The 24,991-nt window shown below is 31.8% G+C and carries 24 protein-coding genes; 17 read left to right on the forward strand and 7 right to left on the reverse strand.

What is annotated here, in order from left to right:
- Nucleotides 1–122: 122 nt before the first annotated feature.
- Nucleotides 123–506: a DoxX family membrane protein gene (locus QZZ53_RS05995; protein ID WP_296382554.1), complete on the reverse strand. Its 384-nt coding sequence runs from the start codon at nt 504–506 to the stop codon at nt 123–125.
- Nucleotides 507–628: 122 nt separating this feature from the next.
- Here QZZ53_RS05995 and QZZ53_RS06000 point away from each other — a divergent pair, with 122 nt between their 5' ends.
- The 11 genes from QZZ53_RS06000 to QZZ53_RS06045 all read left to right on the forward strand — a co-directional run bounded on the left by QZZ53_RS06000 (nt 629) and on the right by QZZ53_RS06045 (nt 11,776).
- Nucleotides 629–1,303, forward strand: a complete 675-nt coding sequence (locus QZZ53_RS06000) for an RNA polymerase sigma factor (RefSeq protein WP_296382556.1) — start codon at nt 629–631, stop codon at nt 1,301–1,303.
- A 459-nt stretch (nt 1,304–1,762) separates the two neighbouring features.
- A complete protein-coding gene (locus QZZ53_RS06005; protein ID WP_296382558.1) occupies nt 1,763–3,181 on the forward strand; it encodes a hypothetical protein in 1,419 nt (472 codons plus the stop codon).
- Nucleotides 3,182–3,794: 613 nt separating this feature from the next.
- Nucleotides 3,795–5,489, forward strand: coding sequence for a serine hydrolase domain-containing protein (locus tag QZZ53_RS06010; RefSeq protein ID WP_296382560.1), 1,695 nt, complete (start codon nt 3,795–3,797; stop codon nt 5,487–5,489).
- 84 nt (nt 5,490–5,573) lie between these two features.
- The gene (locus tag QZZ53_RS06015) at nt 5,574–6,137 is read left to right on the forward strand and encodes a hypothetical protein (protein ID WP_296382562.1); all 564 of its coding nucleotides are present in this window, start codon (nt 5,574–5,576) and stop codon (nt 6,135–6,137) included.
- 251 nt (nt 6,138–6,388) lie between these two features.
- Nucleotides 6,389–7,279 (forward strand): T9SS type A sorting domain-containing protein, encoded by an 891-nt coding sequence (locus QZZ53_RS06020; protein ID WP_296382564.1) that lies wholly within the window; start codon nt 6,389–6,391, stop codon nt 7,277–7,279.
- A gap of 375 nt (nt 7,280–7,654) precedes the next feature.
- Nucleotides 7,655–8,800, forward strand: a complete 1,146-nt coding sequence (locus tag QZZ53_RS06025; RefSeq protein WP_296382566.1) for a hypothetical protein — start codon at nt 7,655–7,657, stop codon at nt 8,798–8,800.
- A 17-nt stretch (nt 8,801–8,817) separates the two neighbouring features.
- The gene (locus tag QZZ53_RS06030) at nt 8,818–9,780 is read left to right on the forward strand and encodes a glycosyltransferase family 2 protein (protein WP_296382568.1); all 963 of its coding nucleotides are present in this window, start codon (nt 8,818–8,820) and stop codon (nt 9,778–9,780) included.
- The gene (locus QZZ53_RS17135) at nt 9,764–10,150 is read left to right on the forward strand and encodes a GtrA family protein (RefSeq protein WP_365940379.1); all 387 of its coding nucleotides are present in this window, start codon (nt 9,764–9,766) and stop codon (nt 10,148–10,150) included. Before QZZ53_RS06030 ends, QZZ53_RS17135 begins: the two co-directional genes overlap by 17 nt.
- 3 nt (nt 10,151–10,153) lie before the next feature.
- A complete protein-coding gene (locus QZZ53_RS06035; protein WP_296382570.1) occupies nt 10,154–10,696 on the forward strand; it encodes an acyltransferase in 543 nt (180 codons plus the stop codon).
- Nucleotides 10,686–11,171, forward strand: a complete 486-nt coding sequence (locus QZZ53_RS06040) for an acyltransferase (RefSeq protein ID WP_296382572.1) — start codon at nt 10,686–10,688, stop codon at nt 11,169–11,171. The genes QZZ53_RS06035 and QZZ53_RS06040 overlap by 11 nt, the downstream gene beginning before the upstream one ends.
- A 77-nt stretch (nt 11,172–11,248) precedes the next feature.
- Nucleotides 11,249–11,776, forward strand: coding sequence for a GNAT family N-acetyltransferase (locus QZZ53_RS06045; RefSeq protein WP_296382574.1), 528 nt, complete (start codon nt 11,249–11,251; stop codon nt 11,774–11,776).
- A 247-nt stretch (nt 11,777–12,023) separates the two neighbouring features.
- On the opposite strand, the gene QZZ53_RS06050 is transcribed toward QZZ53_RS06045, so the two are convergent.
- A complete protein-coding gene (locus QZZ53_RS06050; RefSeq protein ID WP_296382576.1) occupies nt 12,024–12,749 on the reverse strand; it encodes an energy transducer TonB in 726 nt (241 codons plus the stop codon).
- Nucleotides 12,750–12,841: 92 nt separating this feature from the next.
- Entirely contained in the window at nt 12,842–15,040 is a 2,199-nt protein-coding gene (locus tag QZZ53_RS06055) for a TonB-dependent receptor (protein WP_296382578.1), read from the reverse strand.
- A 138-nt stretch (nt 15,041–15,178) separates the two neighbouring features.
- On the opposite strand from QZZ53_RS06055, the gene QZZ53_RS06060 reads away from it, so the two are divergent.
- Nucleotides 15,179–15,850 carry a lysoplasmalogenase gene (locus tag QZZ53_RS06060; RefSeq protein WP_296382581.1) on the forward strand — a complete coding sequence of 224 codons (672 nt, stop codon included), beginning with the start codon at nt 15,179–15,181 and terminating at the stop codon, nt 15,848–15,850.
- 6 nt (nt 15,851–15,856) lie between these two features.
- Here the strand turns inward: QZZ53_RS06060 and QZZ53_RS06065 are convergent, their stop codons facing one another.
- Nucleotides 15,857–17,128, reverse strand: a complete 1,272-nt coding sequence (locus tag QZZ53_RS06065; protein ID WP_296382583.1) for an NAD(P)/FAD-dependent oxidoreductase — start codon at nt 17,126–17,128, stop codon at nt 15,857–15,859.
- A gap of 135 nt (nt 17,129–17,263) precedes the next feature.
- Here QZZ53_RS06065 and QZZ53_RS06070 point away from each other — a divergent pair, with 135 nt between their 5' ends.
- From QZZ53_RS06070 to QZZ53_RS06080, 3 genes are read left to right on the forward strand one after another with little or no spacing between them, the layout of a single operon-like run.
- Complete coding sequence (locus QZZ53_RS06070) at nt 17,264–17,758, forward strand: RNA polymerase sigma factor (protein WP_296382585.1); 495 nt, start codon at nt 17,264–17,266, stop codon at nt 17,756–17,758.
- Between the two features lie 4 nt (nt 17,759–17,762).
- On the forward strand, nt 17,763–18,395 hold the full coding sequence (locus QZZ53_RS06075; protein ID WP_296382587.1) for a hypothetical protein: 633 nt from the start codon (nt 17,763–17,765) through the stop codon (nt 18,393–18,395).
- A 22-nt stretch (nt 18,396–18,417) separates the two neighbouring features.
- The gene (locus tag QZZ53_RS06080) at nt 18,418–19,455 is read left to right on the forward strand and encodes a hypothetical protein (RefSeq protein WP_296382588.1); all 1,038 of its coding nucleotides are present in this window, start codon (nt 18,418–18,420) and stop codon (nt 19,453–19,455) included.
- Here the strand turns inward: QZZ53_RS06080 and QZZ53_RS06085 are convergent.
- A complete protein-coding gene (locus QZZ53_RS06085) occupies nt 19,442–20,242 on the reverse strand; it encodes a lysophospholipid acyltransferase family protein (RefSeq protein WP_296382590.1) in 801 nt (266 codons plus the stop codon). The two genes, QZZ53_RS06080 and QZZ53_RS06085, sit on opposite strands and share 14 nt — an antisense overlap.
- A gap of 209 nt (nt 20,243–20,451) precedes the next feature.
- Nucleotides 20,452–21,093, reverse strand: a complete 642-nt coding sequence (locus QZZ53_RS06090; RefSeq protein WP_296382592.1) for a CoA pyrophosphatase — start codon at nt 21,091–21,093, stop codon at nt 20,452–20,454.
- A gap of 2 nt (nt 21,094–21,095) precedes the next feature.
- Here QZZ53_RS06090 and QZZ53_RS06095 point away from each other — a divergent pair, with 2 nt between their 5' ends.
- Together QZZ53_RS06095 and QZZ53_RS06100 are read left to right on the forward strand one after the other, a co-directional pair.
- Nucleotides 21,096–21,794, forward strand: a complete 699-nt coding sequence (locus QZZ53_RS06095) for a peptidylprolyl isomerase (protein ID WP_296382594.1) — start codon at nt 21,096–21,098, stop codon at nt 21,792–21,794.
- Nucleotides 21,795–21,856: 62 nt separating this feature from the next.
- Nucleotides 21,857–24,001: a M3 family metallopeptidase gene (locus tag QZZ53_RS06100; RefSeq protein ID WP_296382597.1), complete on the forward strand. Its 2,145-nt coding sequence runs from the start codon at nt 21,857–21,859 to the stop codon at nt 23,999–24,001.
- Nucleotides 24,002–24,066: 65 nt separating this feature from the next.
- On the opposite strand, the gene QZZ53_RS06105 is transcribed toward QZZ53_RS06100, so the two are convergent.
- Nucleotides 24,067–24,918, reverse strand: coding sequence for a hypothetical protein (locus tag QZZ53_RS06105; RefSeq protein WP_296382599.1), 852 nt, complete (start codon nt 24,916–24,918; stop codon nt 24,067–24,069).
- Nucleotides 24,919–24,991 lie beyond the last annotated feature (73 nt).

Consider the following 24,991-nt stretch of genomic DNA (forward strand, 5'->3'; position numbering starts at 1 on the left):
ACTACACACGAAACTACACACAACAGCATGTATAGCGAATGAGGCGCAACAATGGCTATCCGTGAGGCGCGCCTCACTACGCCATACACAGTGGACGTTATGTGACATTTATAAGAGTATATTTAATTTTTGGCTCTACTAAAATTGTTTTCAGATAATTTAGCTAATGAAAAAGCAGCAATTGCCATCACAATATCTCGCACAGCAACATCTATATAACTCCAACTAAAAATTAAGGTTAACGCTATAGCTACTAACCAACCAGAAACGACATAAGCTCCTAATTTTGTTTTTGTTAAAACAAGAATACCTGCAATAATTTCGATAATACCAACAATTATCATAAATGTTGTTGGCTCAAAAGATAGCATTTCTGCAAAACCTTCTGAAATGTACTGACTCCAATTGGTTAAAATGTTAGTGAATTTGTCTAATCCTGCAACGATTGGCACTAAACCAAAAGTGTATTTCAATAAGTTTTTTACTAACTGAACATTTGAATCCATAATTTTATTTTTTTAATTATTTATAAATTTGTTATACCCTTTTGATAGCAGATTTTAAAAAAGGATACAAAGTTTTGTAACTTTTTTCGCGTTTCCTTATCTAAAGTAAAAGGCATAATACAATGGAAGCTATAGATATTAATGATTTTAATAATCATAAAATAAAAGAAGCAGACGTCATACAACGGATTCTGGGAGGTGAAAAAGAACTCTACGAAATTTTAGTGAAGCGTAACAATCAAAAACTGTATCGTATTATTAGAAGTTATTTAAAAGACGAAACAGAGATTGAAGATGTAATGCAAAATACTTACCTAAAAGCATTTACAAAATTATATCAATTTAAATTAGAAGCATCATTCTCTACTTGGCTAATTCGTATAGGAATAAATGAGTCTCTGGCTCGTCTAAAAGAAAAAGGGAAGCTCTATCATTTAAACGAATACTCTGATAGATTACAGCGCAATACTATTTTAGAAATTCCAGATAACAAACAGTTAAATCCGCAAGACAAAATGATACGGAATGAAGCTAAGCAATTATTAGAAAATGCCATTGACCATTTAGACATAAAATACAGAACCGTTTATATAATGAAGGAAGTAGAAGGTATGAGTCTTGAAGAAATTGCAATAGTACTAGATTTAACCATTGCTAATATAAAAATACGCTTGCATCGTTCTAAAGAGATGCTTAAAGTAAAACTTTACGACCTTACAACTGATAATAGTATTTATGAGTTTGGATTTAGCAGATGTGACAGGATTACTGAAAATGTAATGACAATGATACAGTAATGTAATATATACTTTATCTATTCCTCTTATGTCTGTTAAAACCCAACGTAAGGCTTACACTGTTAGACCATGTTGATGGTTGGAATCATACTCCTGCCCTTTCACAAAGCAAAGCACAACTCAACAGTTTACTTCTGCTAGGTGAAACATTAGGTATTAGCAATTTAAAAACCAGTGATGTCACTTCGAGTGAAATTCGCTTTTTAGAATTTTGTATCGAGAAGCTTTAGGAGTTACTATGATTCTAGATACATTTCTCGCTAAAAATTAAACGACTCAAACTAACAGCTAATCAAATCTAAACGCCCTCTTCTAACCTATTCGATTTTTTAAATTCTACAAAAAATAGCCATCTAATCGCTTATAAGTTACTGATTTTCAGAAATACAGGTATAAATACGCGTAAATAAGATTGCTTATAGTCGTAATTTTATAAATGCAAAACCAACACAAAATATTATGAACAACTTTAAACGTTTAATTGGTATACTAACATTAGTTGTACTAATGACTACATCTTGTAAAGATGCCAAAAAAGAAAAAGCTACTTCAGACCAAGAGCTTGAAACTTACGTAAACACAGAAGCTAACGCCTTATGTATCGCAGACGCTTCATGGTTTACGATTGACCCAACAACTGGAAAGAGAAATACACCTGCACCAAAAGAAGATAGCACTAGTGTTTTTGGAAATAATGTTACTGTATCTAATTGTGATTTTCATCAATGGTCTTGGCAAAAATTTCTTTGGCTAACTAATGATGTTTCAGGAAGTCCGTTATTTATGCAAAACCTGATTCAGGTGGACAATCAAACTGTGCCTGTAACCAGTCTAGATAAAAAAATTGTGTTGTCTTCTGCAGATAATGTACAAGCTACAGGTGATATACTAAACACAAATAAATCTTTTAATGCTAAGGATACCAGTTATTCGGTTTACTATTCAATTCATGTGAATAAAACATTATATAATAGCATTCAGAAGTATGCTCCAAAAGACAAAAGTGAGTACGTAGATGCAACGTTTCCTATAGGATCGTTAGAATTAAAAATAGCGTGGGTTGATGCAAATGCAATTGAAGATACAAGCTCTTATTTTGTAACTGATGCAGTTGTTGAAGGAACAGACACTAAAATTGCTTTATTAGGAATGCATGTTGTGGGTATTGTATATAATCATCCTGAATTTGTTTGGGCTACTTTTGAACATAATGATTTAGTCCCATATTACGATTGGAAATCTACTACAACATCAGATATACCTGTGACTTCAAAAACTAACAAACTCTTATTCGATGTTAATGCAACTGCTACCATTGCAAATATTACAAGTAATGGCTCTAAACCAGATAGCACTAATGTTTTTGCCGTTAACCAATACGGAGTTCCACGTCAACCACTAGATGCTTTTCTTAAAACTAGCCAAACAGAACCCAAAAACTTCAATAATATTGATTTTATAAATACAAATGTGCATTCGCAATTAACTGATATATGGAATAATTATTTCTATAATGGCTCTATTTGGATTGATACAGAGCACTATAGTTATCCAACAAAACAAGCTCAATTATTGGTTTCATTAGGAGGTAAATTGCATGATGCATCTCCTGGTAAACTACCAAGAGGATCTGTTGCGGCATATAACATAACCATGGAAACCTATGAGCAACTAGGATTTACACCAACAACTATTCATGGTCAGAATTTAGCAGGTATGGGAAACTGTTTCTCTTGTCATTCAGCTGGTAAGGGTTCTTCATTAAACATTAGTCATATATTTAATGGTGCAGTTGATAATGCAAACGGACATTCTTCTGAAAAAACAAAACAGAAGCACTTGGATGAAATACATGAGTTCATAAAAACTATGCAATAGATTAAAGTACTATTTGGATTTTTTTTTAAGGCTGGAGATATGTTTTGCCTGTTTCAAAAATTGGTTAAAAGAAAGTTATACAGGCTAAGTGCGAAAAGCTCTAATATAATCAGTCCTTAATTAAAAATAAACACCCTTGAAAATATAAATTAACAAGGGTGTTTACTGATTGTTTTGATTGATGTGTTATATAGATAACCAGTTAATTAACTGTAGCGTCTTTTTGCATTCCAAACAAAGGTTTTTGTTTTGTTTGTTGTCGCTGTAATTCTATTTGTGTTTAATGTTCTCATAATTTTGATTGATTGATTGATTGATTGATTGATTGATGATTTTACTATTTGTTTAACTGTAACGTCTTTTCGAATTCCAAACAAATGTTTTCGTTGCGTTTGATGTCGTTGTAATTCTATTTGTATTTAATGTTCTCATTATTTTAATATTTAATTATTTATACAGTATAGACGTATGTGTTTCAATATTGTTACAGCTATTAACCCATGTTAACAGAGTTTAACAAAACGTTAAGGATTTATTCTGGTTCGTTTTCTTTTACTAACTTTAGTTCCAAGCTAAACAACCTTGTTTGTTATCATTAAAAACAACCCTAATTATGAAATCTATAAAAGTTCTTCGTTTTTTTTCAATTCTAGTTATTGTATCATTTTCGTTTCAAAATATAGAAGCACAAACCAATACATCATCAGCGTTAGAATCGAAAATAGATAGTATTTTCAAAAACTTTAATGATATTAATAAACCTGGAGCTACTGTAGCTGTTGTTAAAAACAAAAAAGTTGTTTTTAAAAAGGGTTATGGGAGTGCTAATTTAGAGTATGACGTTCCAAATTCTCCATCAACAATTTTTCATATTGCCTCTGTTTCAAAACAGTTTACTGTATTCTCTATTCTATTATTAGAAAAAGAAGGGAAATTAGCTTTCGATGATGATATTCGTAAATACATTCCTGAAGTTCCAGATTTTGGTAAAAAAATTACATTAAGACATTTGGCGTCACATACAAGCGGAATGCGAGATCAGTGGACCTTACTTGGTATGGCTGGCTGGCGATTTGATGATGTTATTACTAAAGAGCACATTTTAAAATTAGTATCTCAACAAAAAGAATTGAATTTTAATCCTGGTGAAGCATATATGTATTGTAATACAGGTTTTACACTATTAGCTGAAGTGGTTGCAAGAATTTCTGGTAAAACGTTTGCTGAGTTTACTGAAGAACGCATTTTCAAACCTTTACAAATGACCAATACGCTTTTTTATGATGATCATGAAAAAATTGTAAAAAACAGAGCCTATTCTTATCACTCCGTAGAAAATAACAAGTACAAAAAAAGCGTTTTAAACTTTGCTAACGTTGGCGCAACGAGTTTATTTACAACCGTTGAAGATTTGGCATTATGGTCTATGAATTTCTCATCACTTAGTGTAGGTGATAAAGCTATTATTGATAAGATGAATACTCTTGCTGTACTTAATAATGGTGAAACATTTGGTGGAGCTTATGGTCAATTTAAAAATACTTATAAAGGTTTAAATCAAATACAACATGGTGGAGCTGATGCTGGCTATCGCAGTTACCTTGGGAGATTTCCGGATCAAAATTTTGCGGTTATGGTTTTTAGTAATTTAGCTCAATCTAATCCTGGGAATTTAGCACTCCAAGTTGCAGATCTTTATTTAGAGGATACTTTTGAAAAACAAACAGATGCCACTACTGCATCTAAAGGTGATGTAAAATATATTAACCTTTCTAATGAGCAGTTAAAGAGATTAGGTGGTCATTTTTGGAATGATGATCAAAACTATGCTCGAAAAATTTATCTTAAAAATGATACGCTTAGATATTTTAGAGGAGAAGGAAACGAAAGTAGTTTAGCTCCAATTTCACCTAACGAATTTAAAATGCTAAATGTTGGTGTGGACCTAAGAGTGATATTTTCTGAATCAAATAAAAAACGTATAATGACGGTTTTAATTAATGATGACGAACCAATTATATCGCATGAGTTTACACCACCAAATTATAAGGTTTCGGATCTTAAAGAATTTGTAGGAGAGTATTTTAGTCCTGAGTTAAACACAACTTACAAAGCTATTTTAAAAGATGATAAATTGACGTTTACGCATGCTCGTGCAAGTGATATTGAGATTTCGGTAGCTAAAAGTGATCTATTTCTTATTGATGGTTATAGTTTTATGTTCGAAAGAAATGATAATAAGCAAATAACAGGATTTAGAGCTTCAACAGGACGCGTACAAAATTTGTGGTTTAAAAAATTAAACTAATCGGCTATATAGGCTGAGTGTGAATAACGATTTTCTGTAACATAATGCTAATTATTGCTAAAAATAATTAAGCATCTATACCTTATGAAAATAAAATCTAACGCCTCACCTGCTGAGTTATCGTCTCCTTTTTTTACTTTAAATGAGGAATTCTGTTCAGAATTTGAAAGCTACATAGCGAGTAAAAACGGAAAAGTAAAAGGAAAGTATAATGCATGGTCATTTCTCATTTTTGGAAAAACACCTCATCCTAAACCTTGGGATGTGATGTATAAAAAATCCACCTTCACTACTAATGGTAACTTACTGATGTCTTCTAAATATCAAAGTCTTTTGGCTTTAGCAGAATGGGAAACAGAGCGTAAAGGGACTCATGATTCGGAATTTGAAATAAGAAAAAAAACTACAGCAGATATTCTAAAAATACCATTAAGTAAATCAGTGTCAAAGCTAGAGGTTTCAGGGAAATATGTAATGTGCTCTAAAGGAAAAAAACCAAAATTCTTCCTTCAGCTTATTGACATCTTAACACCTCTTTTTATTTCAGAAGAAATATACAGAATTGAATATCTTAATAATAAGTTACGTATTGAGTTAAGGTCTGAGCATCACCATTTTAATATTTTAGACCAACTTATTGAATTATAAGCTGAGTGAGAGTAATTGAAGTTTTTGTTTTTAATGGTTCTCGATACATTTCTCACCTACTCGAACACTCGAACTGACCACATAGAAAATCTAAAAATTCTGATGCAACTCATTAGGACTTTTTCATGCATTGAGAAGCTTTTTCTACGTGTTATAGCATTATTTCAATTAAAACCAGGTAGAAATACGTGTAAGGTTCTCATTATTAACCCTATCTTTATAAAAGCTATTAACTAAAAAACTCATTCAAAATGAAAAAAAATTACACGATTTTAATTAAATTATTTATGGCTTTACTAATTTGCCCATTAGCAAATGCACAAGGCATAGAAACTTTTGATAATGAATCTGGAGGTTCTACTACCTTCTCAGAAAACGGAATGATATTTAATATTACAAGTTCTACTAGTGAAGTTTATGATGTCTTTGAACATGGCTATCATAATAGTGTCACAGAGCCAAATAATTCTGACTCTTGTATTGGTTGTGGTTGGAGCGGAAATGGTATAGATCAAAAATTTGTAGATTTAACTGGTGTAGGAAATAATAACGGAAATGGTAACGGTAGTAGTTTCACAATAAGTACAGCAGACGGCTCAGATATTACGATTAAATCGCTCTATCTGTTCTGTGCTACAAGTTCTTTTACCGCACACTCTGGTACTCTGACTATAACAGGGAAAAAAGATGGTAATGTAACTCCTGTATTTAGCTTTGTCTTTTCTGGCACCTTTGCCAGTCCAACTACTTTGACTCCTAATAATGGGTTTACTTTAATAGACATGTCATCAGTAGATATTGTTGACTATAGTACTACAAATGTAGATGAAGTTACATTTACATCTACTGGTAATTTAGACTATATGGCTTTAGATACATTTATTTGGGGTGCTTCTGTCTTATCAACTAACGACTTTGAGTTAATAAATAAACCATCTATATATCCTATTCCATCAGAGAATACAATTACAATCTCTAATATAGATGCAGCAACAGATTTTAGTATCATTGATATTTTAGGAAAAACGTTAACTACTGGAAGTATAAATAATAATGAAACTATTAATATCGCTTCATTAACTAAAGGCATCTATTTCTTGAAGCTTGATGATGCACAAGTGATGCGATTTATAAAACAATAGAATAATTTATCCTTCTGAACTTGATTCAGGATCACATTGAACTTAAAAATATAAATGAATATTGTTATTCCGCACACGATACGGAATCTAAAAATCCTAACGAAATCCATTAGGATTTTTTTATATACTGTGAATCACATTATTTTCTTAGTGATGTGGCAATTTTAAAAAATCAATCAACGCTAAACACCTAATACTAACTAAACAAAAAAAAATGAAAATGCAAAAATTAAAGTAATCAGTAATGCTCTTTGGTAAGGTCTACAGAATTATAGAGAAGTATTAAGATTCAAAATTAGTTCTTCTTCAATTTTTACTATCTTTCAAAAAAATTAATAACAGCGCATCACCTAGCCTTTAAAAGCGTTTTAACTAATGAGAATTGTACAGTTAATTAAAGAGCATAAAGTATTTGCAATCATAATCTTATTAAGCTTTATTTCTGCACTTCGATCTTTAATAATGCCTTTAATTGCTGATGAAACAACTTACTACAGTATAGCTAGCAATATCTTAGATGGGAGATATTACCAGAAAACAAATCCCTCAACGGTGTCTCCAATAATTCCATTCATTTTGGCTTTTTTCAAAACGTCTGTAACACCAATAATTGGCATAACGCTTCATAAATTATTTCATATACTATTAGCCATATTAGGATTTAGGTATTTACACCTTTTCTTAAGCACATTAAAACTCAATACAACTATAGTTTTGGCTATTGTAGCACTTTGTGTAGTTAACCCAATTGGCATTACGTTTTATGGAAGACTATATCCTGAAAGTATTTTACTCTTCTGTTTTTGGGGTTTCATGTACTATTCGGTTTCAGAACGAACGAGTTCTAATTTCATAAAGATGATTGCGTTTTTCCTTGTGCTCACCATGACACGATACCTCTATGCCGTTTTAGGTGTTATTGTCCTTTACAACTGCTATCAATACTATAAAATTAGCTCAAAACAAAAGGTTTTTAAATTAGCCACTTATTGTGTCATGCTCAGTATTCCAATTTTATTTTGGGGAAAATATGTGTATAATATAGAGCAGAGTAACTTGTCTGAAGTTAGTTATTTTGATCGTTACAAAAGCGATAGTCCCTTACTCTATAATATAAAAGCTGGATTAGGTATTATTAAGCATCATGAGGTAAATAGAATCAATGGGATTCTGGCTTTCTCGTCTTTATTTGTTCCTATTGATGGTTTTAGAAATTTCATTTTAAGTATCGGTTTAATTCTTGCTTTTGTCATTGGATATTTTCGAAAAAATAAGCCTTTAGGAGCAAAGCTTTTAATTATAGTGATTAGTCTGGCAATGCTAGGTTTAATATTTGCCGGAACTGGTTTTAGTAGATATTGGCTCATCTTATTACCTGGATTTATTTTGGGCTATTATTATTTAGCCTCAAGATTTAATTTACCAGATAAATGGTTTGTTTATGCATCTTATGCCTTATGTTTTGTTTATATTTTGAATGAATTTCGTCTCGATTACTTAATTATGAATAAATACCTTTAATCTAGCACTAAAACAAAATGAGTTCTCATAACGTCATCATCTATATGCCAGCCCTAAACGAAGGGCAAACGATACACAATGTGTTAGAATCTGTTCCTAAAACATTAGATCACGCTTCGGATATTGAATTGTTGGTTGTTAATGATGGAAGTACTGACAATACAGTTTCTGAAGCGACAAGAGCTGGCGCAACAGTGATTAGCCATAATTACAATAAAGGTGTAGGTAGCGCTTTTCAAACTGCTTTAAATTATGCCTTAGAAGTTAATGCAGATGTTTTAGTGAGCATTGATGCAGATGGGCAATTCGACGTTCAGCAAATTGCTGAGATGATAACACCTATTCTAAATAACGAAGCTGATTTTTCTATCGGAAATCGATTTAGTAATGGACGTCCAGATCGTATGCCTAAAATTAAATTTTGGGGCAATAAACGTATTAGTAAAATTGTAAGCTTTGTGAGTAGAACAAAAATACAAGATGCTTCATGCGGATTTAGAGCCTATTCTAAAGATTGTCTTTTAAATTTGAATTTAGATGGAAGTTTCACATACACTCACGAGACCATCTTAGACTTAGCGAATAAAGGTTATCGTGTGGCTCAAATACCTGTAAATGTTGAATATTTTGATGGTAGAGTCTCTCGTGTAGCTAATAGTCTTACCAAATATGCATTTAAAACATCATCTATAATATTTAAAAGCTTAAAGGATTATAAACCTTTTCAGTTTTTTATAACAATAGCTATTGTTATATTAATCATCTCTATGCTTTTTAGTGGATTTGTTTTAATTCATTGGATAAAAAATGGAAGCATAACACCATATAAAAGCATTGGAATTATTGGCTTAGCATTAGTTGGCATGTCATTGTTAATAGCCATCTACGCGCTTATGGCTGATATGCTAGGTAGAATACGAAAGAACCAAGAGAAGATTTTATATTTCCAAAAGAAACAATATTTTGATAAAGATAAGTAGAGAAACGATACTTCAACTTATTAGATATGCTTACATAAGCCTTATTGGATACAGCTTTGTTTTTTCTGGCTTATATCTATTGGTAGATATCTTACACATTAATAAGTCTGTAGCATTTATGATTATTTACGGTTTATCTTACCTTCTTTTATATTTTTTGCAACTCAAATTTTTATTCAAAACATCACATACTAAGAACAAATTGATTCGGTTTTGTATTTCTATTTTTGCATTTTATGTGTTAGCCAATTTATTGTTTAATATTGGTGTATATTTAGAATTGAATTATTTAATATCTACTTTAGTAACCATAGTTTTATTGTTTCCAATACGCTTTTTAGTATCTAAATTTGTAGTTTTTAAATCCTAAAGAATGAAAAATTTCCTTTACAAAATAGATTATGTTTTACAGCGATTTTTCACGTCTTTATTGTTTACCTTCCCTCTAATAAAAGGAATTAAAAAACTCTATTTCTATCTGCGTTTTAAAACTTTCGAAATTGAAATTACAAATAATGTAGTCATTACAAATTTTGACAAATCTACTAAAAATACCAAAATTGAATTTAATGGTCCTTGCACGTTTTCTAGAAATATTGAAGTAGATTATGCTGGTGGAATTACTTTTGGAAAGAATGTTACAGTATCAGATAATGTAACCATCCAAACACACAAACACGAATATGACAATCTAAGTATCTTTGATAATATTACGAGTAACTCGTCCTTAGTAATTGAGGATGAAGTATGGATTTGTAATAATGTAGTGATTACAAGTTCAGTAAATTATATAGGTAAAGGTGCTATAATTGCTGCAGGATCTGTAGTTACCAAAGATGTCGAAGCAAAAAGCATTGTTGCTGGTGTACCTGCAAAACACCTTAAACACAGAAATATAGATATCAATGAATCATAAAGCTACGTGGAATAAATTTTCATTTTCATTCGTTAAGAAGGCCTTTAAATTTGTGCTTTTACATATGTCTATGCAGTTTTTTGTACCACCAGGTTTTAGAACTTTAATGTTGAAATTCTGTGGTATAAAATTCAAAAACAGAAAATCAGTGTTTATTGGCACTGATGTCCTTTTTGACAATTTAAAAAACACAAAAACTACTATTGGAGATAACGTAACAATTACAACTGGCACAAAAATTATCAATCATTTTCCGGTGTTATCATCAAAAGGCGTTACCGAATATGAAATGGGAGATATCGTAATAGGCGACAATGTTTTTATTGGCATGAATAGCTTAATTATTAAACCGATCACCATAGGTAATGGTGCTGTTATAGGTGCAGGATCTGTTGTTACCAAAGATGTTCCTGAGTTGAGCATTGTAGGCGGAAACCCAGCAAAAATTATTGGTAAAATTGGTGAATCGGCTTAAAATTTTCAATAATAATTCAGTTGTAAAACTATTAATCTTGTCTAAATGAATTCTAACGGCAAACAGAAATCAAACTCATGAATATCACTCAACTAGAAACAAAACGACTCATACTAAGACCAATCACCGAAGCAGATGCGCAAGATTTTTTTGAATTAGACTCCAATCCAGAAGTCCATAAATTCTTAGGTAATAATCCTGTAAAAACATTGAAAGAATCGGAAAATGCGATTCAGCATATTTTAGGTCAGTACAAAACCAATGGTATTGGTCGTTTAGCAATAATAGATAAAGTAACGCACGAATTTATCGGATGGTCTGGCTTAAAGTTTGAACAAAATCTTAGAAAGGAATTCGACTATTATGATATTGGCTACAGACTTAAAGAACAGTTTTGGGGAAAAGGCTATGCCACTGAAGCAGCTTTAGCCTCTTTAGATTATGGCTTTAAAGATTTACAATTAAAAGAGATTTGTGGAGCTGCAGATATTAATCATATAGCTTCAAATACAATTCTTAAAAAGATAGGCATGCAACATTCTGGCACATTTGAATATGATAGTTTACCTCATAATTGGTACACTATCCAAAATCCTTATTTATAATTTATTACAAGTATTGCTAAGAATTTTGTATTAAAATTTCAAACAATGGCTTTATTGAAGGTATATTCAATTTCACAGAAAAAGTCATACCTATTATCACTAATTCACTATCTGTTAATATTACGGCAGGACGTTTTAAAATTTCGTGCTAATTACAATTTTTATCATATTTCTTAAATAATAAAACCCCTAAGAAGGGGTTTTACATTCAATACTATTAGTTTAAACTATGTGTTCTAAATAACTTTTATTGTTGTTGAAGCTTAAAGTTTATTGGTATACTATATGGTACACTAACTGCTTTATTACGTTGCTTACCAGGTTTCATTTTTGGTAATAAACTTATAATACGTTCTGCCTCTGTCTCTAAAAGTTTATCAGGACCTCTACTCTTAATTCTAGTAGCTTTACCATTCTTATCAATTAAAAAGAATACAAACACTCTCCCTTGTATATTTAGCTCTGCTGCTGTTTGTGGATAATTAAAATGCTTCTGCAAGTGTTTTTGCATTTTTTCTTGAAAACAAGCTTTTAATTGCGCTTTATTACCTGTACATCCAGGGAATATTGGTACTTGCTCAATTACCGCAAAAGGTACTTCTATATCATCTTCTACTTCCTCTACTTCAACTTCTTCTACACTAACAACACGATCTTCAATAACATCATCTTGTCCTATTTCGGTACTTTCTATTACAGTTTCCTCTACATCCTCTACATCTTCTACAATAGTTATAGCCTCAGTAACCACTTGTTTTGGAGGAGGAGGTGGTGGAATGTTAATCGTAGTTATTGGAATATCCTCATCAAATTGATCATCTAACATTAAGATATCAATCTTAGTCGCTTCTGTTTCGTAAGTCTTATGTTCAAGTCCTAAATATGTTAAGACTAACATTACGTTTAAGCCAACAGCAAAATATAAACTGCTGTTTCGACCTACATTGGCTTTTGGGTTCTTCTTGACTTCCATGACGTTTAATTTTATACTATAAAGCTAATCAACATTTAGCGTAAAAAGTATGATAAAAATCATGTTTACCTCTAAGTCAAACTATTACAATGTTATAAGTTATCTAATTGGTTGTCTTTTCCATCCTCGCTAATCGTCCAAAAGAAGCCTACAAAAAAGAATTGATCGGCTGCAGGAGTTAATGCTCGTCTATTAAATTGCCCATTAAAATCTGGTGTATCTGCATATTGATACCCATTAATATTTTTAAACCCTAAAACATTGTTTACAGAGAAATACAATATTTTTTGTGGACTTAATAAGTAAGCCCAATTTACACTAAGACTATTGAAAGATTTAGTACGTTCACCTAAAAACTCATTGGTGTTTGGATTTGTGTATGGTCTCCCTGAAGAAAAACCATAGCTTAGTCCAACTTGGCTCTTCCAACTGTCTATCCAATACTTTCCAACAAGAGATAAATTATGATTGGTAGCAAAATTAGGTTGTGCTGATGTTGAAAAATTTCTATGATCACGTTCGGTATCTAAATAAGAGTAACTTACCCAATAATCTACATTTTTAATACTAGTATTATCTCTCCAAAATAAATCTACACCTTGTGCATAACCATCTCCTGAAGAGGTATAATTGGTATCAAAATTTTCGAATTGTGTATCGAACTTTACTAAGTTATCATAATCCTTTCTGTAAGCTTCTGCTCTAAATATCTTACCATTATTTACATATTGATAGTTAAGAATGTAATGAGACGTCTTTTGGGCTTCTAAGTCTTGTTCAAACTTTAAAACTGAACTATTTGGATTCTGAAAAAAGTTACCATAAGCCAAAGAGAATTGTCCATTCTTAGATGTCTTATATGCTAGTGCTGCCCTTGGTGCCACATTAGTTTCGTTAAATATTGAACTATGATCTGCTCGCAATCCGATCTTTAATGCTAAATTCTTTGAGAAAATTAGATCAGCTTCAGTAAAAGCTGCTGTAATATTATTTTTGAATCCATAAGTTTCGTCAATGGTTCCGTCTTTAAAGTTTTCATCGAAATCAGTAATGAATTGTTCTGCTCCAAAGCTTAATTTAAATCTACTATTAAAACGCTTCTTTAACTTTAATTTAAAATGTGCTGAATTTTCAGTGTCGTTAACATCACTAGTAATAATTCCTATTTCAGTTTTAGCATAAGTGTAGCTTAAGCCAGTAGTCATTGTCCAGCTATTTCCCAAAACTCCTTTATATGAAGTATTAAGATAAAAGTTATTATTATTCAATTTAAAATCTAAACCATCTTCTAAGTTAATATCTTCTTGAGTTAATTTGAATTTAGACGTATCAAAAGCAGCATAAAATTTAAGCATTCCATTATTCAACTTTTGTCTAAAAACCGTTTCGCCTTGTGCGCCTTGATATGGTGTTTGCCATTCATTTCTATCTTCAAAAACTTCTAAATATGGTGCAAGATTAATATAAGACACATTAAAACTTAAAGACGACTTTTCCCATTTTTGAGTATTCCCAAGAGCAGCTCCAACAGTCATTATACCAATATCTGTTTTTTCTTGAACTGGCTCATCAATAGTATTTAAAAGTAATACACTTGATAAAGCTTGTCCATATTCAGAAGAGTAACCTCCTGTAGAAAAGGTAATACCATCAAATAAAAATGGAGAATAACGGCCACGTGTCGGAGTATTATTAGCTGTTGGTGTGTAAGGAGTAAATACTCTTATACCATCTATAAAAATTTGGGTTTCATCTGCATTTCCTCCTCTAACGAATAAGCGTCCATCTTCTGCCACATTAGAAGTTCCTGGTAAGGTTTGTAATGCACCAACAAAATCACCTAATGCACTAGCCGTTGTAACAACATCTAAAGGCTTTAAAACGGAAACCTTACTATTATCATTGGCTTCGAATGTACCAGCACTTAAAATCACAGCATCTAAAGATTCTACATCTTCTCTTAATTTAATTTGAAGGTTAGATAGTTTAGAAACATCATTAATAATTGTTTTTGTCTCATAGGATAGAAATGAAATGATTAAGGTTTGTGTCCCTTTTTCATCTGTAGTAAAAGAGAATTTACCATCTTCTAAAGTAGTGGCTCCATCGTAAGTGCCATCTAAATAGACATTGGCTCCAATAATTGGTTGGTTTTTGTTATCTACTACTCTACCAGAAATAGTAGTTTGCGTATATGCAAGCGTAGTCAAAAATAAGACGATGATTGTGGTTAGCTTTTTACTCACAGCATTTCTATTGTTTTTATTGAGTTTGTGAATCTTTGATTTCATGATTTTGGTTGATGATTAAAAGTTCGTTTTTTGATTGTGATACAAATTTGTAGCATTTTTGAGTCAACACGAATTCTATTTTACTGAATTGTAATAATACAATGATGAATTGAATATATTTGGTCAAATACCTAATTCATGCTCACCAACACCGAAAAACAATTCAGTATTATATTCTTCATTATTGTTCTTATTGAACTCTTAACAGGAAGTACCACATCTTTACAGAATACACATTATATAGCAAAGCCAGCTATCGTAATAAGTCTTATCTTTTTATTTGTTAAAACTTCTGAATCGTTATCTAAGCCCATAAGAAATCTTACACTTTTAGCTTTAGTATTTTCTTTATTAGGTGATGTTTTACTAATGTTTGTAGATAAATCTGAGCAGTTCTTTACACTAGGTTTAGTTGCTTTTTTAACAGCACACATTATGTATGTTCTTTTATTTTTAAAACATAGAAACACTAAAGTTTCGCCATTTGGTTTTATTGCTCTACTATTGGTCTATGCAGCAAGTCTTTTCAATTTTTTAAAAGATGGTTTAGGTGTAATGTTAATCCCAGTTGTAGTCTATATGCTCGTTATTTTAAGTATGGCGACTTCAGCATATTTAAGAAAAAACAAAGTCAATATCCTTAGTTATGGTTTTGTTTTTTTAGGTGCATTATTCTTTATGGTTTCCGATAGTATTTTGGCATTAAATAAGTTTTACCAGCCTATTCCTTGGTCTAATATTAGTATTATGGTGACTTATGCAGTAGCACAATATCTCATTGTTATCGGTATTCTTAAACTTAAGGATTAGTAAAACTTACTTTTTAAAAGGTCTAATAATTAATCGTGCAGCTTTATCAAAATTGATGTAATTATACGTCCAATTGAACAATACAATCACACGATTTCTAAAACCTACTAAAGACATTAAGTGAACAAACATCCAAATAAACCAAGCAAAAAAACCTCCAAACTTGTAAGCCTTTAAATCTACAACAGCTTTATTACGACCAATAGTCGCCATTGAGCCCTTATCTTTATATATAAAAGGCTTTAGTGGTTTTTTATCTATTAGTCTTAATAGATTTTTCCCTAATAATTTTCCTTGTTGTATTGCTGGCTGTGCTACTTGAGGATGCCCTCTTTCATATTCTTCTGAAGTCATTAAAGCAATATCTCCAATAGCAAAAATATCTGAATAACTTTCAACTTGATTATACTCATTAACTGAATATCTATTAGCGTTTTCTACTAAAGCATCAGCATTTAGTCCTAAAACTGGAGCTCCAGTAACACCAGCTGCCCAAATTAAAGTTTCGGATTGCAATACCAAATCTGAATTTGTTGTTACCGTTAAACCATCATAATCTTTTACAAACGTATTGCAATGCACTTGCACGCCAAGATCTTTTAAAAATTGAGCTGATTTATTAGAGGCATGTTCGCTCATTGGTGGCAACACTCTACTTGCACCTTCGAGTAGATGAATACACATATCAATAGCATTTAAATCTCGATAATCTCTTGGCAAAATATTATTTTTAAGCTCAGCTATAGCTCCTGCAAGTTCCACACCTGTTGGTCCTCCTCCTACTATAACGAAATTTAGATAGGCTTCTCGTTCTTCTTTTGAATCCGCGATTGCTGCTTTTTCAAAATTTTGTAAAATAAGACTTCTTATGTTTAGAGCTTGAGGAACCGTCTTCATTGGCATGCTGTTGTCCTCAATGCCTTTATTACCAAAATAGTTGGTTTTTGTGCCAGTAGCAAGTACGAGATAATCATAAGATATAGCTCCTATACTGGTTAAAACTTGCTTGTCTTCTGGTAAAATCTGCTCGACTTCAGCCAAACGAAAAAAAGACGTTTTATGCTTTTTTATAATTTTCCTCAAAGGGTATGCAATAGAATCTGGTTCTAACCCAGAACTAGAAACCTGATATAACAAAGGCTGAAACGTATGATAATTATGTTTATCAATTAATACAACCTGAATATTTTTATTAGCTAAGGTTTTCGCTAAATTTATACCAGCAAAACCTCCTCCTATAATTAAGATTCTAGGCAGATTTGACTTGGGAATATTCATAAAATAACAGTTGAAATTAGGACTGCAAAGATACGGATTTACTAAGTAAATACAGAACTTAAAACTATAGTCGGATATTTTTGTAACAATACTTAAAGTAATACTACTAATTAGGTAACTAACCAATTTCATCAATTGAACAAAGAACTCGAACATAGTTTTGTAGAACAGTTGCAAAAGCATCAAAACATTGTACATAAGGTATGTCGTTTATATACCAACAATGCAGATGCTCATAACGATTTGTTCCAAGAAATAACAATTCAGTTATGGCGAGCATATCCTAAATTTAGAGGTGATTCTAAATTTAGCACATGGATGTATCGCGTTGGTTTAAATACAGCTATAACACTGTATAGAAAATCCAAACGCAGAATCAACACACAAGAGTTTGATACTGTTGAATTTAAAATAAAAGCAGAAGAATACGATGATACTGAAGAGCAACAATTAAAGCTCTTATACAAAGCAGTACATCAATTAAACGATATTGAAAAAGCCTTAGTGTTTCTGTATTTAGAAGACAAGGACTATAGAGAAATAAGCGCGACTTTAGGTATTAGTGAAGTCAATGCACGAGTGAAAATGAATCGTGTAAAAAAGAAATTAAGAACAATATTAAATCCGTAAAACTATGGATGAATTAGATTTATTAAAAAAAGACTGGAACAGTGGAAATACAGAATTTAAAAGTTATTCTGACTCAGACATCTACCCAATGTTACATAAAAAATCGTCTTCGATTGTAAAGACGTTATTTTATATCAGTATTGCAGAATTAGCCTTTTGGCTTTTAGCAGGAATCCTTCCCTACTTTTTATCTTCAAACTTTAAAGAAAAGTTAGAAACGAGTTATGAGAATCCACTATTTTTAGGACTCAGCATACTCAGTTACATAGTAATTCTCTTATTCATTTATTTACTCTTCAAATCTTATAAGGCGATTTCTTCTACAGATAGTGCAAAAAAATTAATGGAGAACATTCTAAAAACACGAAAAGTAATTAAGTACTATGTGATTTTTAACTTAGCAATGATTTTTCTATCTATACCGCTTTCTCTTTATTTTGAGTATAATGAAAACCCAGAGTTTCATCAGCAAATAATTGAGTTTAGCACTAATCAAATGTTAGTGTTATATGGATTTATAATACTAGTAGCAGGAATTTTTTTAATACTGCTTTGGTTATTCTATAGACTAATTTATGGAGTGCTATTAAAACGTCTTAATAGAAATTACGACGAGCTTAAAAAACTTGAAGTCTAGTAGAATTGAAAATAAATTAAGCATGAATAAAACTTTAAACGTTCAAAAAAGCTTAATCATCTTTGCAATACCATTGCTCTTAATTACATCAATGGTTCTACTCACCTATTCATCACTTTTTGAAGCAAATTCTAATACATTAAGTATAGCAATAACTATAGATTTATTGTTAACAACACCACTTATTTATTTTTTACTAATTCGTAAGACATCAATTCTAAAAACAACAATTGTTCCTTTTATTATTCTTGGAGTTATTGTCTGTTCACTTATTCTTCCTTCAGAAAATCAATATTATTTAGGTCTATTTAAAACTTGGGTACTGCCAGTTATAGAATTCTCTATCTTATCGTTTATTATATATAAGATTATAAAAGCTAGACGTCTCTATAAATTGAATACACAAAATATATCTAACGACTTTTTCACAACTATAAAGGCAACCTGTTCTGAGATTCTTCCAAAAGTTGCTGCTACTCCTTTTGTTACTGAAATTGCTGTGTTCTATTATGGATTTATTAATTGGAAAAAAAGAACACTAAAACCCAACGAATTCTCATACCATAAAGACAGTGGTACAATAGGACTTTTAATTGCCTTGCTATTTTTAACCGCTATTGAAACTGTAACGTTTCATTTACTATTATCTAAATGGAATACGACTGCAGCTTGGATTTTAACTGGAATAAGTGTCTATTCTGGAATTCAAATTCTTGGATTTTTAAAATCAATGCTTAAAAGACCAATTCTTATAGAAGATGACGTGATCTATCTTCGTTATGGTATTATGAATGAAACTACAATCCATATTCAAGATATTGAATCTATAGAATTATCTACAAAAGATATTGAGTTAAATAAAACAACTAGGAAGTTATCGTTATTAGGAGATTTAGAAGGTCATAACTTAGTTATAAAACTGAAACATGAACAAACCCTAAATGGTCTTTATGGTATCAAAAGAGCTTATAAAATATTGGCTTTGCATGTAGACGAGAAATATCTATTTAAAAGTAGAATAGATAGCGTTTTACAACAAGACTTGTTTACCAATCTCTAAGCTCTTTATTTAAGCGCTCTTTTTCTTCTAATTCTTTTTGCGGAATCACTTTTAGAAACGAAGGATGTTGCTCTATAGCGTATTCAATCTTTTCTACAATATCAGCAATAGATTCATTTTCGTAATCTATTTGTAAAGGTTCTTTTACTTCAAAAGATTGGTAAATGTTTTTCTTTTTTATTCGAAGTCCTTTTTTATCAAAAGAACGTCTAAAGCCATCTATAACAATAGGAACCACGATAGGTTGATATGTCTTAATGATATGTGCTGTACCTTTTCTAATGGGTTTAAATGGTGTTGTTGTTCCTTGTGGAAAAGTCACTACCCAACCATCATCTAAAGCTGTCTTAATCATGGTGATATCGCTCATTTTCACCTGACGATTCACATCCTTTCCTTGAGATCTCCATGTACGTTCTATACTAATTGAACCTGTATAGGCAAAGATTTTAGGCAGTAAACCAGATTTCATGGTTTCTTTAGCTGCAACATAATACATGTTTAATTTTGGGTTCCACAGATAACCTACATTCTTAATGTTATCTAAGCGACCACTTAAACTCGCATTAAACACATGAAACATCGCAATTACATCAGCAAAATACGTCTGGTGATTGGATATAAACAACACATTAGTATCAGGTAAATTCTTAATTATATCAGAACCTTCAACCTGTAATTCATTAAAACCTCTAAAGCGTCTGTGTGTCGCAACGCCTAAGATTCTTATCAGCCATTTTTTTACAAAAAGTATATGTCCGAAAGGATTCTTTTTGAATAATCCCATAGTCAGTGTTCAATTTTAGTCAGTTACAAATGTAACAAATAAGATATACTCAAAGCAGGTAGATTTCGGGAATTTTATAGACAGTTATTCTTTTCTCTATCTAGGCAAAATATTCAAGCATAATTTAAGCTACGGTTTAAAATTTTAACAAAGAGAAAGGAAAAAAGAACCAGTAGAAAAACCTTAAATCTATCTGTTTTGAGTATTTACTATAAAACCTGTTTTAGCAAGTCTTTTATTTCTCCAAGCATCATTGCAGTAGCTCCCCAAACAATATGACCATTTAAAATAAATGCTGGTACATCAACCTCTACATTAAAAGATGTTGGTACTCTTGTTGTTATGGTATTCACCTCGTTTAAAAAATCCGCTAGTTTTACCTCGATAATAGCTTCGACTTCCTCATCTTGTTTAATAAAATTTGGTGTTGTTTCTGATATTGCTAGGTATGGATGCACCATAAAATTGCTTGGAGGTATGTATAAAGGAGACATGGTTTTTATAACATTTACTAATTTTTCTGGCACACCAACCTCTTCTTCTGTTTCACGAATTGCTGTTATCATTAAGTCTTTATCTTCATACTCATATTTGCCTCCAGGAAATCCAACTTGTGCTGAATGTACTCCTTTATAAGTTTTACGCAGAATTAATACTAAATACGTTTCACCTTCAGCATTAGGGTAAAATAAAGACAAAACGCCAGCTTTCTTAGCTGATTTAGCTTTAGTTTTCATTTTTTCTGCTAATTCTATACGATATGGTGGAGACATTTTAGCGTGAGATGTTTCGCCAAAAAGCTCGAGATGTTCTATTTTTACTACAGATTCTAAAAACGTATCAAAAACCATTTATGAGAGTTCTATTAGTTGTATGTATTTTACTTTTATTCTTTAATTGTGAAGATAAGCAAACTTCAAAACAAACAAATACAACAGTTGTTAAAGATTCGTTAGTTATAAAAACTGACACAGTTCAAAAAGCAAACGTTTCAGGATTTCCTAAGCTTACCAATAAAAATGCTATGGAGTTCTTTTTAGATTATGAAAAGGAACACAAGGAAAATAAAATAAGAATCACTACAGATTTCGGAAACATTGATATTCTTCTTTATAAGAAAACAAAGTTTCATCGCGCCAATTTTATTTATCTCACAAAACGTAAATATTATGATGGCACACAATTTTATCGCGTGGTAAAGAATTTTGTAATACAAGGAGGAAGTAGTGATGCTGTAGATTTATATAAGAAGCGACGAAAGATTGGTAAGTATTTATTGCCTCCAGATACCAAACGCGGATTCACACACAAACGTGGTGCTATATCCATGCCTAGTAGTGAAATTGAAAACGCCTATAAATTAGCATCACCATTTCAGTTTTTTATTATTCATCGAAAAGGGGGAGCAGATTATTTAGATAAAGATTATACGGTTTTTGGAGAAGTAATAGACGGTATGGATGTCGTGGATAAAATTAATGCTGTAGAAACCGATAAAGGAGATTGGCCACTAGAAAATGTATATATCAGAAAAGTAGAAATTATAAAATAATTAAGAGTCTTCTTTTCATTTTTTAATACCTTGTTTTCGTAATTCCGAAAAACTAACAAACCATGATTTCTAAATCAATTAAAGTTGCCGTTCTAGGCAGCGTCATTCTATTTGCAAGTTGCAAAGAAAACACAGAAGCAAACGAAAAATTAATGAGCGATAATGTACTTATCCAAGAATGGACAGGGCCTTACGAAGGTGTTCCTGCTTTTAACAAACTATCTGTAGACACCATAAAATCAGCTATGGAAGAAGCGATGGAACTCAACCTAGCAGAAATTGAAGCCATTGCAAATAACACGGAAGCTGCAACTTTCGACAATACTATAGTCGCAATGGAAAGTGCAGGTAAAGCCTTAAATCGTGTATTTGCATACTATGGCATTATGGGAAGTAATGTGTCGTCTCCAGAATTTAGAGTAGCACAAACAGAATTAGCTCCAAAACTTTCGGAATTTAATTCTAAAATTTCTCAGAACGAAAAATTATTTCAACGTGTAAAAACAGTTTATGATGCTTCGCAGAAAACACCTTTAGAGCCACAAGCACAACGTGTGGTTGATTTAACCTATAAAGGTTTTGAAATGAATGGTGCCAACCTAGATGCCGAGAAGAAGGAACGTTACGCAGCCATAAATAAAGAACTATCAAGTTTATATACCAAATTTGGGAATAACGTTTTACATGACGAAGAAAACTATGTGACCTATTTAAGCAAGGATCAATTAGGTGGTTTGGCAGATGGTTACATTAAATCGGCAGCCAAAATAGCAACAGACAAAGGACAAGATGGTAAATATGCGATTACCAATACACGTTCTTCAATGGATCCGTTTTTAACCTATTCTACAGAACGTAGTTTACGTAAACAAGTTTGGGCAAATTACTACTCTCGTGGTGATAATGGAGATGAATATGATAACAATGCATTAATTGCAGAAATACTAAAGCTACGTAAAGAACGTGTTGGTTTAATGGATTACGACAATTTCGCAGAATGGAGATTACAAAATCGTATGGCTAAAAACCCTGAAAATGCTATGGATTTAATGATGGCAGTTTGGCCTGCAGCAATTGCAAGAGTAAAAGAAGAAGTTGTAGATATGCAAACTGTAGCTAACGAACTTGGAGATAATATTACTATTGAACCTTGGGATTATAGATACTATGCTGAGAAAGTTCGAAAAAAGAAATACGATTTAGATAGTGATGAAGTTAAACAATACCTTCAACTAGACAAACTAACAGAAGCTATGTTTTTTACTGCTGGTGAGTTATTTAATTATAAGTTTACTCCAGTTGCAGAAGACTCTGTACCCGTTTTTCATGAAGACGTCAACGTTTGGGAAGTCACAGACAAAGATTCTGGTAAGCATATTGGCATCTGGTATTTAGATCCTTTTGCACGCGAAGGGAAACGCTCAGGAGCTTGGGCAACAACCTATAGAAGTTCTACTTCGTTTGAAGGACAGACTAATGTCTTAGCCTCTAACAATTCTAACTTTGTAAAGCCAGCACCTGGTGAAGCTGTTTTGGTATCTTGGGATGATGCAACGACCTTTTTCCATGAGTTTGGTCATGCGCTCCACTTCTTCTCTGCAGATGTAAAATATCCAACATTACAAGGTGGTGTAAGAGATTATACTGAGTTTCAATCGCAACTATTAGAACGTTGGTTATCTACAGACAAAGTAATTAACCAATTCTTGGTGCATCATGAAACAGGAAAACCAATTCCTGCTTCGTTGGTTGAGAAAATCAAAAAAGCATCTACCTTTAACCAAGGTTTTGGAACAACTGAATATTTAGCCTCTGCCCTAATTGATATGAAATTGCATTTAGCAGATCCAACAGATATTGATATCGATAAATTTGAGCGTGAAACTTTAGCCGAAATGAACATGCCAAAAGAATTACCAATGCGTCACAGAACACCACATTTTGGGCATGTATTTTCTGGTGAAGGTTATGCTACAGCATATTATGGTTATATGTGGGCAGATGTGTTAACCAGCGATGCTTCTGAAGCTTTTAGAGAAGCACCAGATGGATTTTATGATAAAGACGTCGCTGCAAAACTGGTAAAGTATTTATTCGCACCTAGAAATGCAATGGAACCTGCTGAAGCCTATAAAAAATTTAGAGGACGTGATGCTAAGATTGAAGCGTTGATGCGAGATCGTGGTTTTCCTGTTCCAAAGAGTTAGAGTTTAAATCGAATAAAAAGGAGACTAATAATAGTCTCCTTTTTTGTTTTATATAGGAATTGGTTTTATTCAAATATTGTTTCTGGGATATTTGATAATGCCACAATTTTCTCAGAAGGAAGTGTAGCGATATATGTAAAAACAGCTGTTGTTAAATTTATACTACCAAAATTACCATGTCTATCAATACCATATAATATTCCATTATTACCTGTCTCAAGCGTTCTAATTGAATCAAGATTACTATCCATTGGAAACCCTTCACCGTTTATGTCTATGATTTCAGAGATATTACCATTTATATCTGAAACTAAAATATCACTTCCGTAAGTCATTAAAATTTCATTATTAGAAGCTCCATATTCTATCGCCATACCTTCGTTGATAGAATAATTTTCGTCTTCAAATATTAAAGGTTTAGACTCAATAAAACTGCCATCTAAATTTAGCCAAATCAATCCTGTGCTTTCATTATAAATTGGGTCGTAATCATCCCAATACACTGTTCCAAATAATTTACCATTAGACATTTCTAATCCTGGAAGCGCATACCAATCTTCATCAGCATTATCATTTATTACAGTTGCTTCTAAGGTTGCAGGATTAATACTATAAACTTTACCGTTGTAAGGGTCATTTGCTTTAGAACTCGCATAAACAGTTCCGTTAGCTGGATTAAATACAATATCTCTGATACCCAATACAGTTTCGCCTTCTAAAGTAACAACACCTAAACTCGTGAGTACACCATCAGCCAAATTTATAGAAGAAAACATACCCGTATCTGGGTTGGAAACAACTATAACTTTATTTATAACTGGAGGTGGATTGTCATCATCATCACTACATGTCACAAATGTTATAAATGAAGCAAAAAGTAATGTAAGTCCTAAAATTTTAAATAGTGAATTTTTCATGATTATATAGATTTGAATTAATAACTCAAATATAAAATTGAAGCTATTTTCATACAATGATATTCGTCAGATT

This window comes from Winogradskyella sp., from assembly GCF_016744625.1.
Lineage (GTDB): Bacteria > Bacteroidota > Bacteroidia > Flavobacteriales > Flavobacteriaceae > Winogradskyella.

Excerpts from the sequence above, each read along its gene's own strand:
- QZZ53_RS06065 (WP_296382583.1), bottom strand. The coding sequence starts at position 17,128 with ATGAATATTCCCAAGTCAAATCTGCCTAGAATCTTAATTATAGGAGGA.
- QZZ53_RS06030 (WP_296382568.1), top strand. The coding sequence starts at position 8,818 with ATGAGTTCTCATAACGTCATCATCTATATGCCAGCCCTAAACGAAGGG.
- QZZ53_RS06005 (WP_296382558.1), top strand. The coding sequence starts at position 1,763 with ATGAACAACTTTAAACGTTTAATTGGTATACTAACATTAGTTGTACTA.
- QZZ53_RS06015 (WP_296382562.1), top strand. The coding sequence starts at position 5,574 with ATGAAAATAAAATCTAACGCCTCACCTGCTGAGTTATCGTCTCCTTTT.
- QZZ53_RS06095 (WP_296382594.1), top strand. The coding sequence starts at position 21,096 with ATGAGAGTTCTATTAGTTGTATGTATTTTACTTTTATTCTTTAATTGT.
- QZZ53_RS06100 (WP_296382597.1), top strand. The coding sequence starts at position 21,857 with ATGATTTCTAAATCAATTAAAGTTGCCGTTCTAGGCAGCGTCATTCTA.
- QZZ53_RS06020 (WP_296382564.1), top strand. The coding sequence starts at position 6,389 with ATGAAAAAAAATTACACGATTTTAATTAAATTATTTATGGCTTTACTA.
- QZZ53_RS06010 (WP_296382560.1), top strand. The coding sequence starts at position 3,795 with ATGAAATCTATAAAAGTTCTTCGTTTTTTTTCAATTCTAGTTATTGTA.
- QZZ53_RS05995 (WP_296382554.1), bottom strand. The coding sequence starts at position 506 with ATGGATTCAAATGTTCAGTTAGTAAAAAACTTATTGAAATACACTTTT.
- QZZ53_RS06040 (WP_296382572.1), top strand. The coding sequence starts at position 10,686 with ATGAATCATAAAGCTACGTGGAATAAATTTTCATTTTCATTCGTTAAG.
- QZZ53_RS06055 (WP_296382578.1), bottom strand. The coding sequence starts at position 15,040 with ATGAAATCAAAGATTCACAAACTCAATAAAAACAATAGAAATGCTGTG.
- QZZ53_RS06045 (WP_296382574.1), top strand. The coding sequence starts at position 11,249 with ATGAATATCACTCAACTAGAAACAAAACGACTCATACTAAGACCAATC.
- QZZ53_RS06075 (WP_296382587.1), top strand. The coding sequence starts at position 17,763 with ATGGATGAATTAGATTTATTAAAAAAAGACTGGAACAGTGGAAATACA.
- QZZ53_RS06080 (WP_296382588.1), top strand. The coding sequence starts at position 18,418 with ATGAATAAAACTTTAAACGTTCAAAAAAGCTTAATCATCTTTGCAATA.
- QZZ53_RS06060 (WP_296382581.1), top strand. The coding sequence starts at position 15,179 with ATGCTCACCAACACCGAAAAACAATTCAGTATTATATTCTTCATTATT.
- QZZ53_RS06035 (WP_296382570.1), top strand. The coding sequence starts at position 10,154 with ATGAAAAATTTCCTTTACAAAATAGATTATGTTTTACAGCGATTTTTC.
- QZZ53_RS06090 (WP_296382592.1), bottom strand. The coding sequence starts at position 21,093 with ATGGTTTTTGATACGTTTTTAGAATCTGTAGTAAAAATAGAACATCTC.
- QZZ53_RS06105 (WP_296382599.1), bottom strand. The coding sequence starts at position 24,918 with ATGAAAAATTCACTATTTAAAATTTTAGGACTTACATTACTTTTTGCT.
- QZZ53_RS06085 (WP_296382590.1), bottom strand. The coding sequence starts at position 20,242 with ATGGGATTATTCAAAAAGAATCCTTTCGGACATATACTTTTTGTAAAA.
- QZZ53_RS06050 (WP_296382576.1), bottom strand. The coding sequence starts at position 12,749 with ATGGAAGTCAAGAAGAACCCAAAAGCCAATGTAGGTCGAAACAGCAGT.
- QZZ53_RS06000 (WP_296382556.1), top strand. The coding sequence starts at position 629 with ATGGAAGCTATAGATATTAATGATTTTAATAATCATAAAATAAAAGAA.
- QZZ53_RS06025 (WP_296382566.1), top strand. The coding sequence starts at position 7,655 with ATGAGAATTGTACAGTTAATTAAAGAGCATAAAGTATTTGCAATCATA.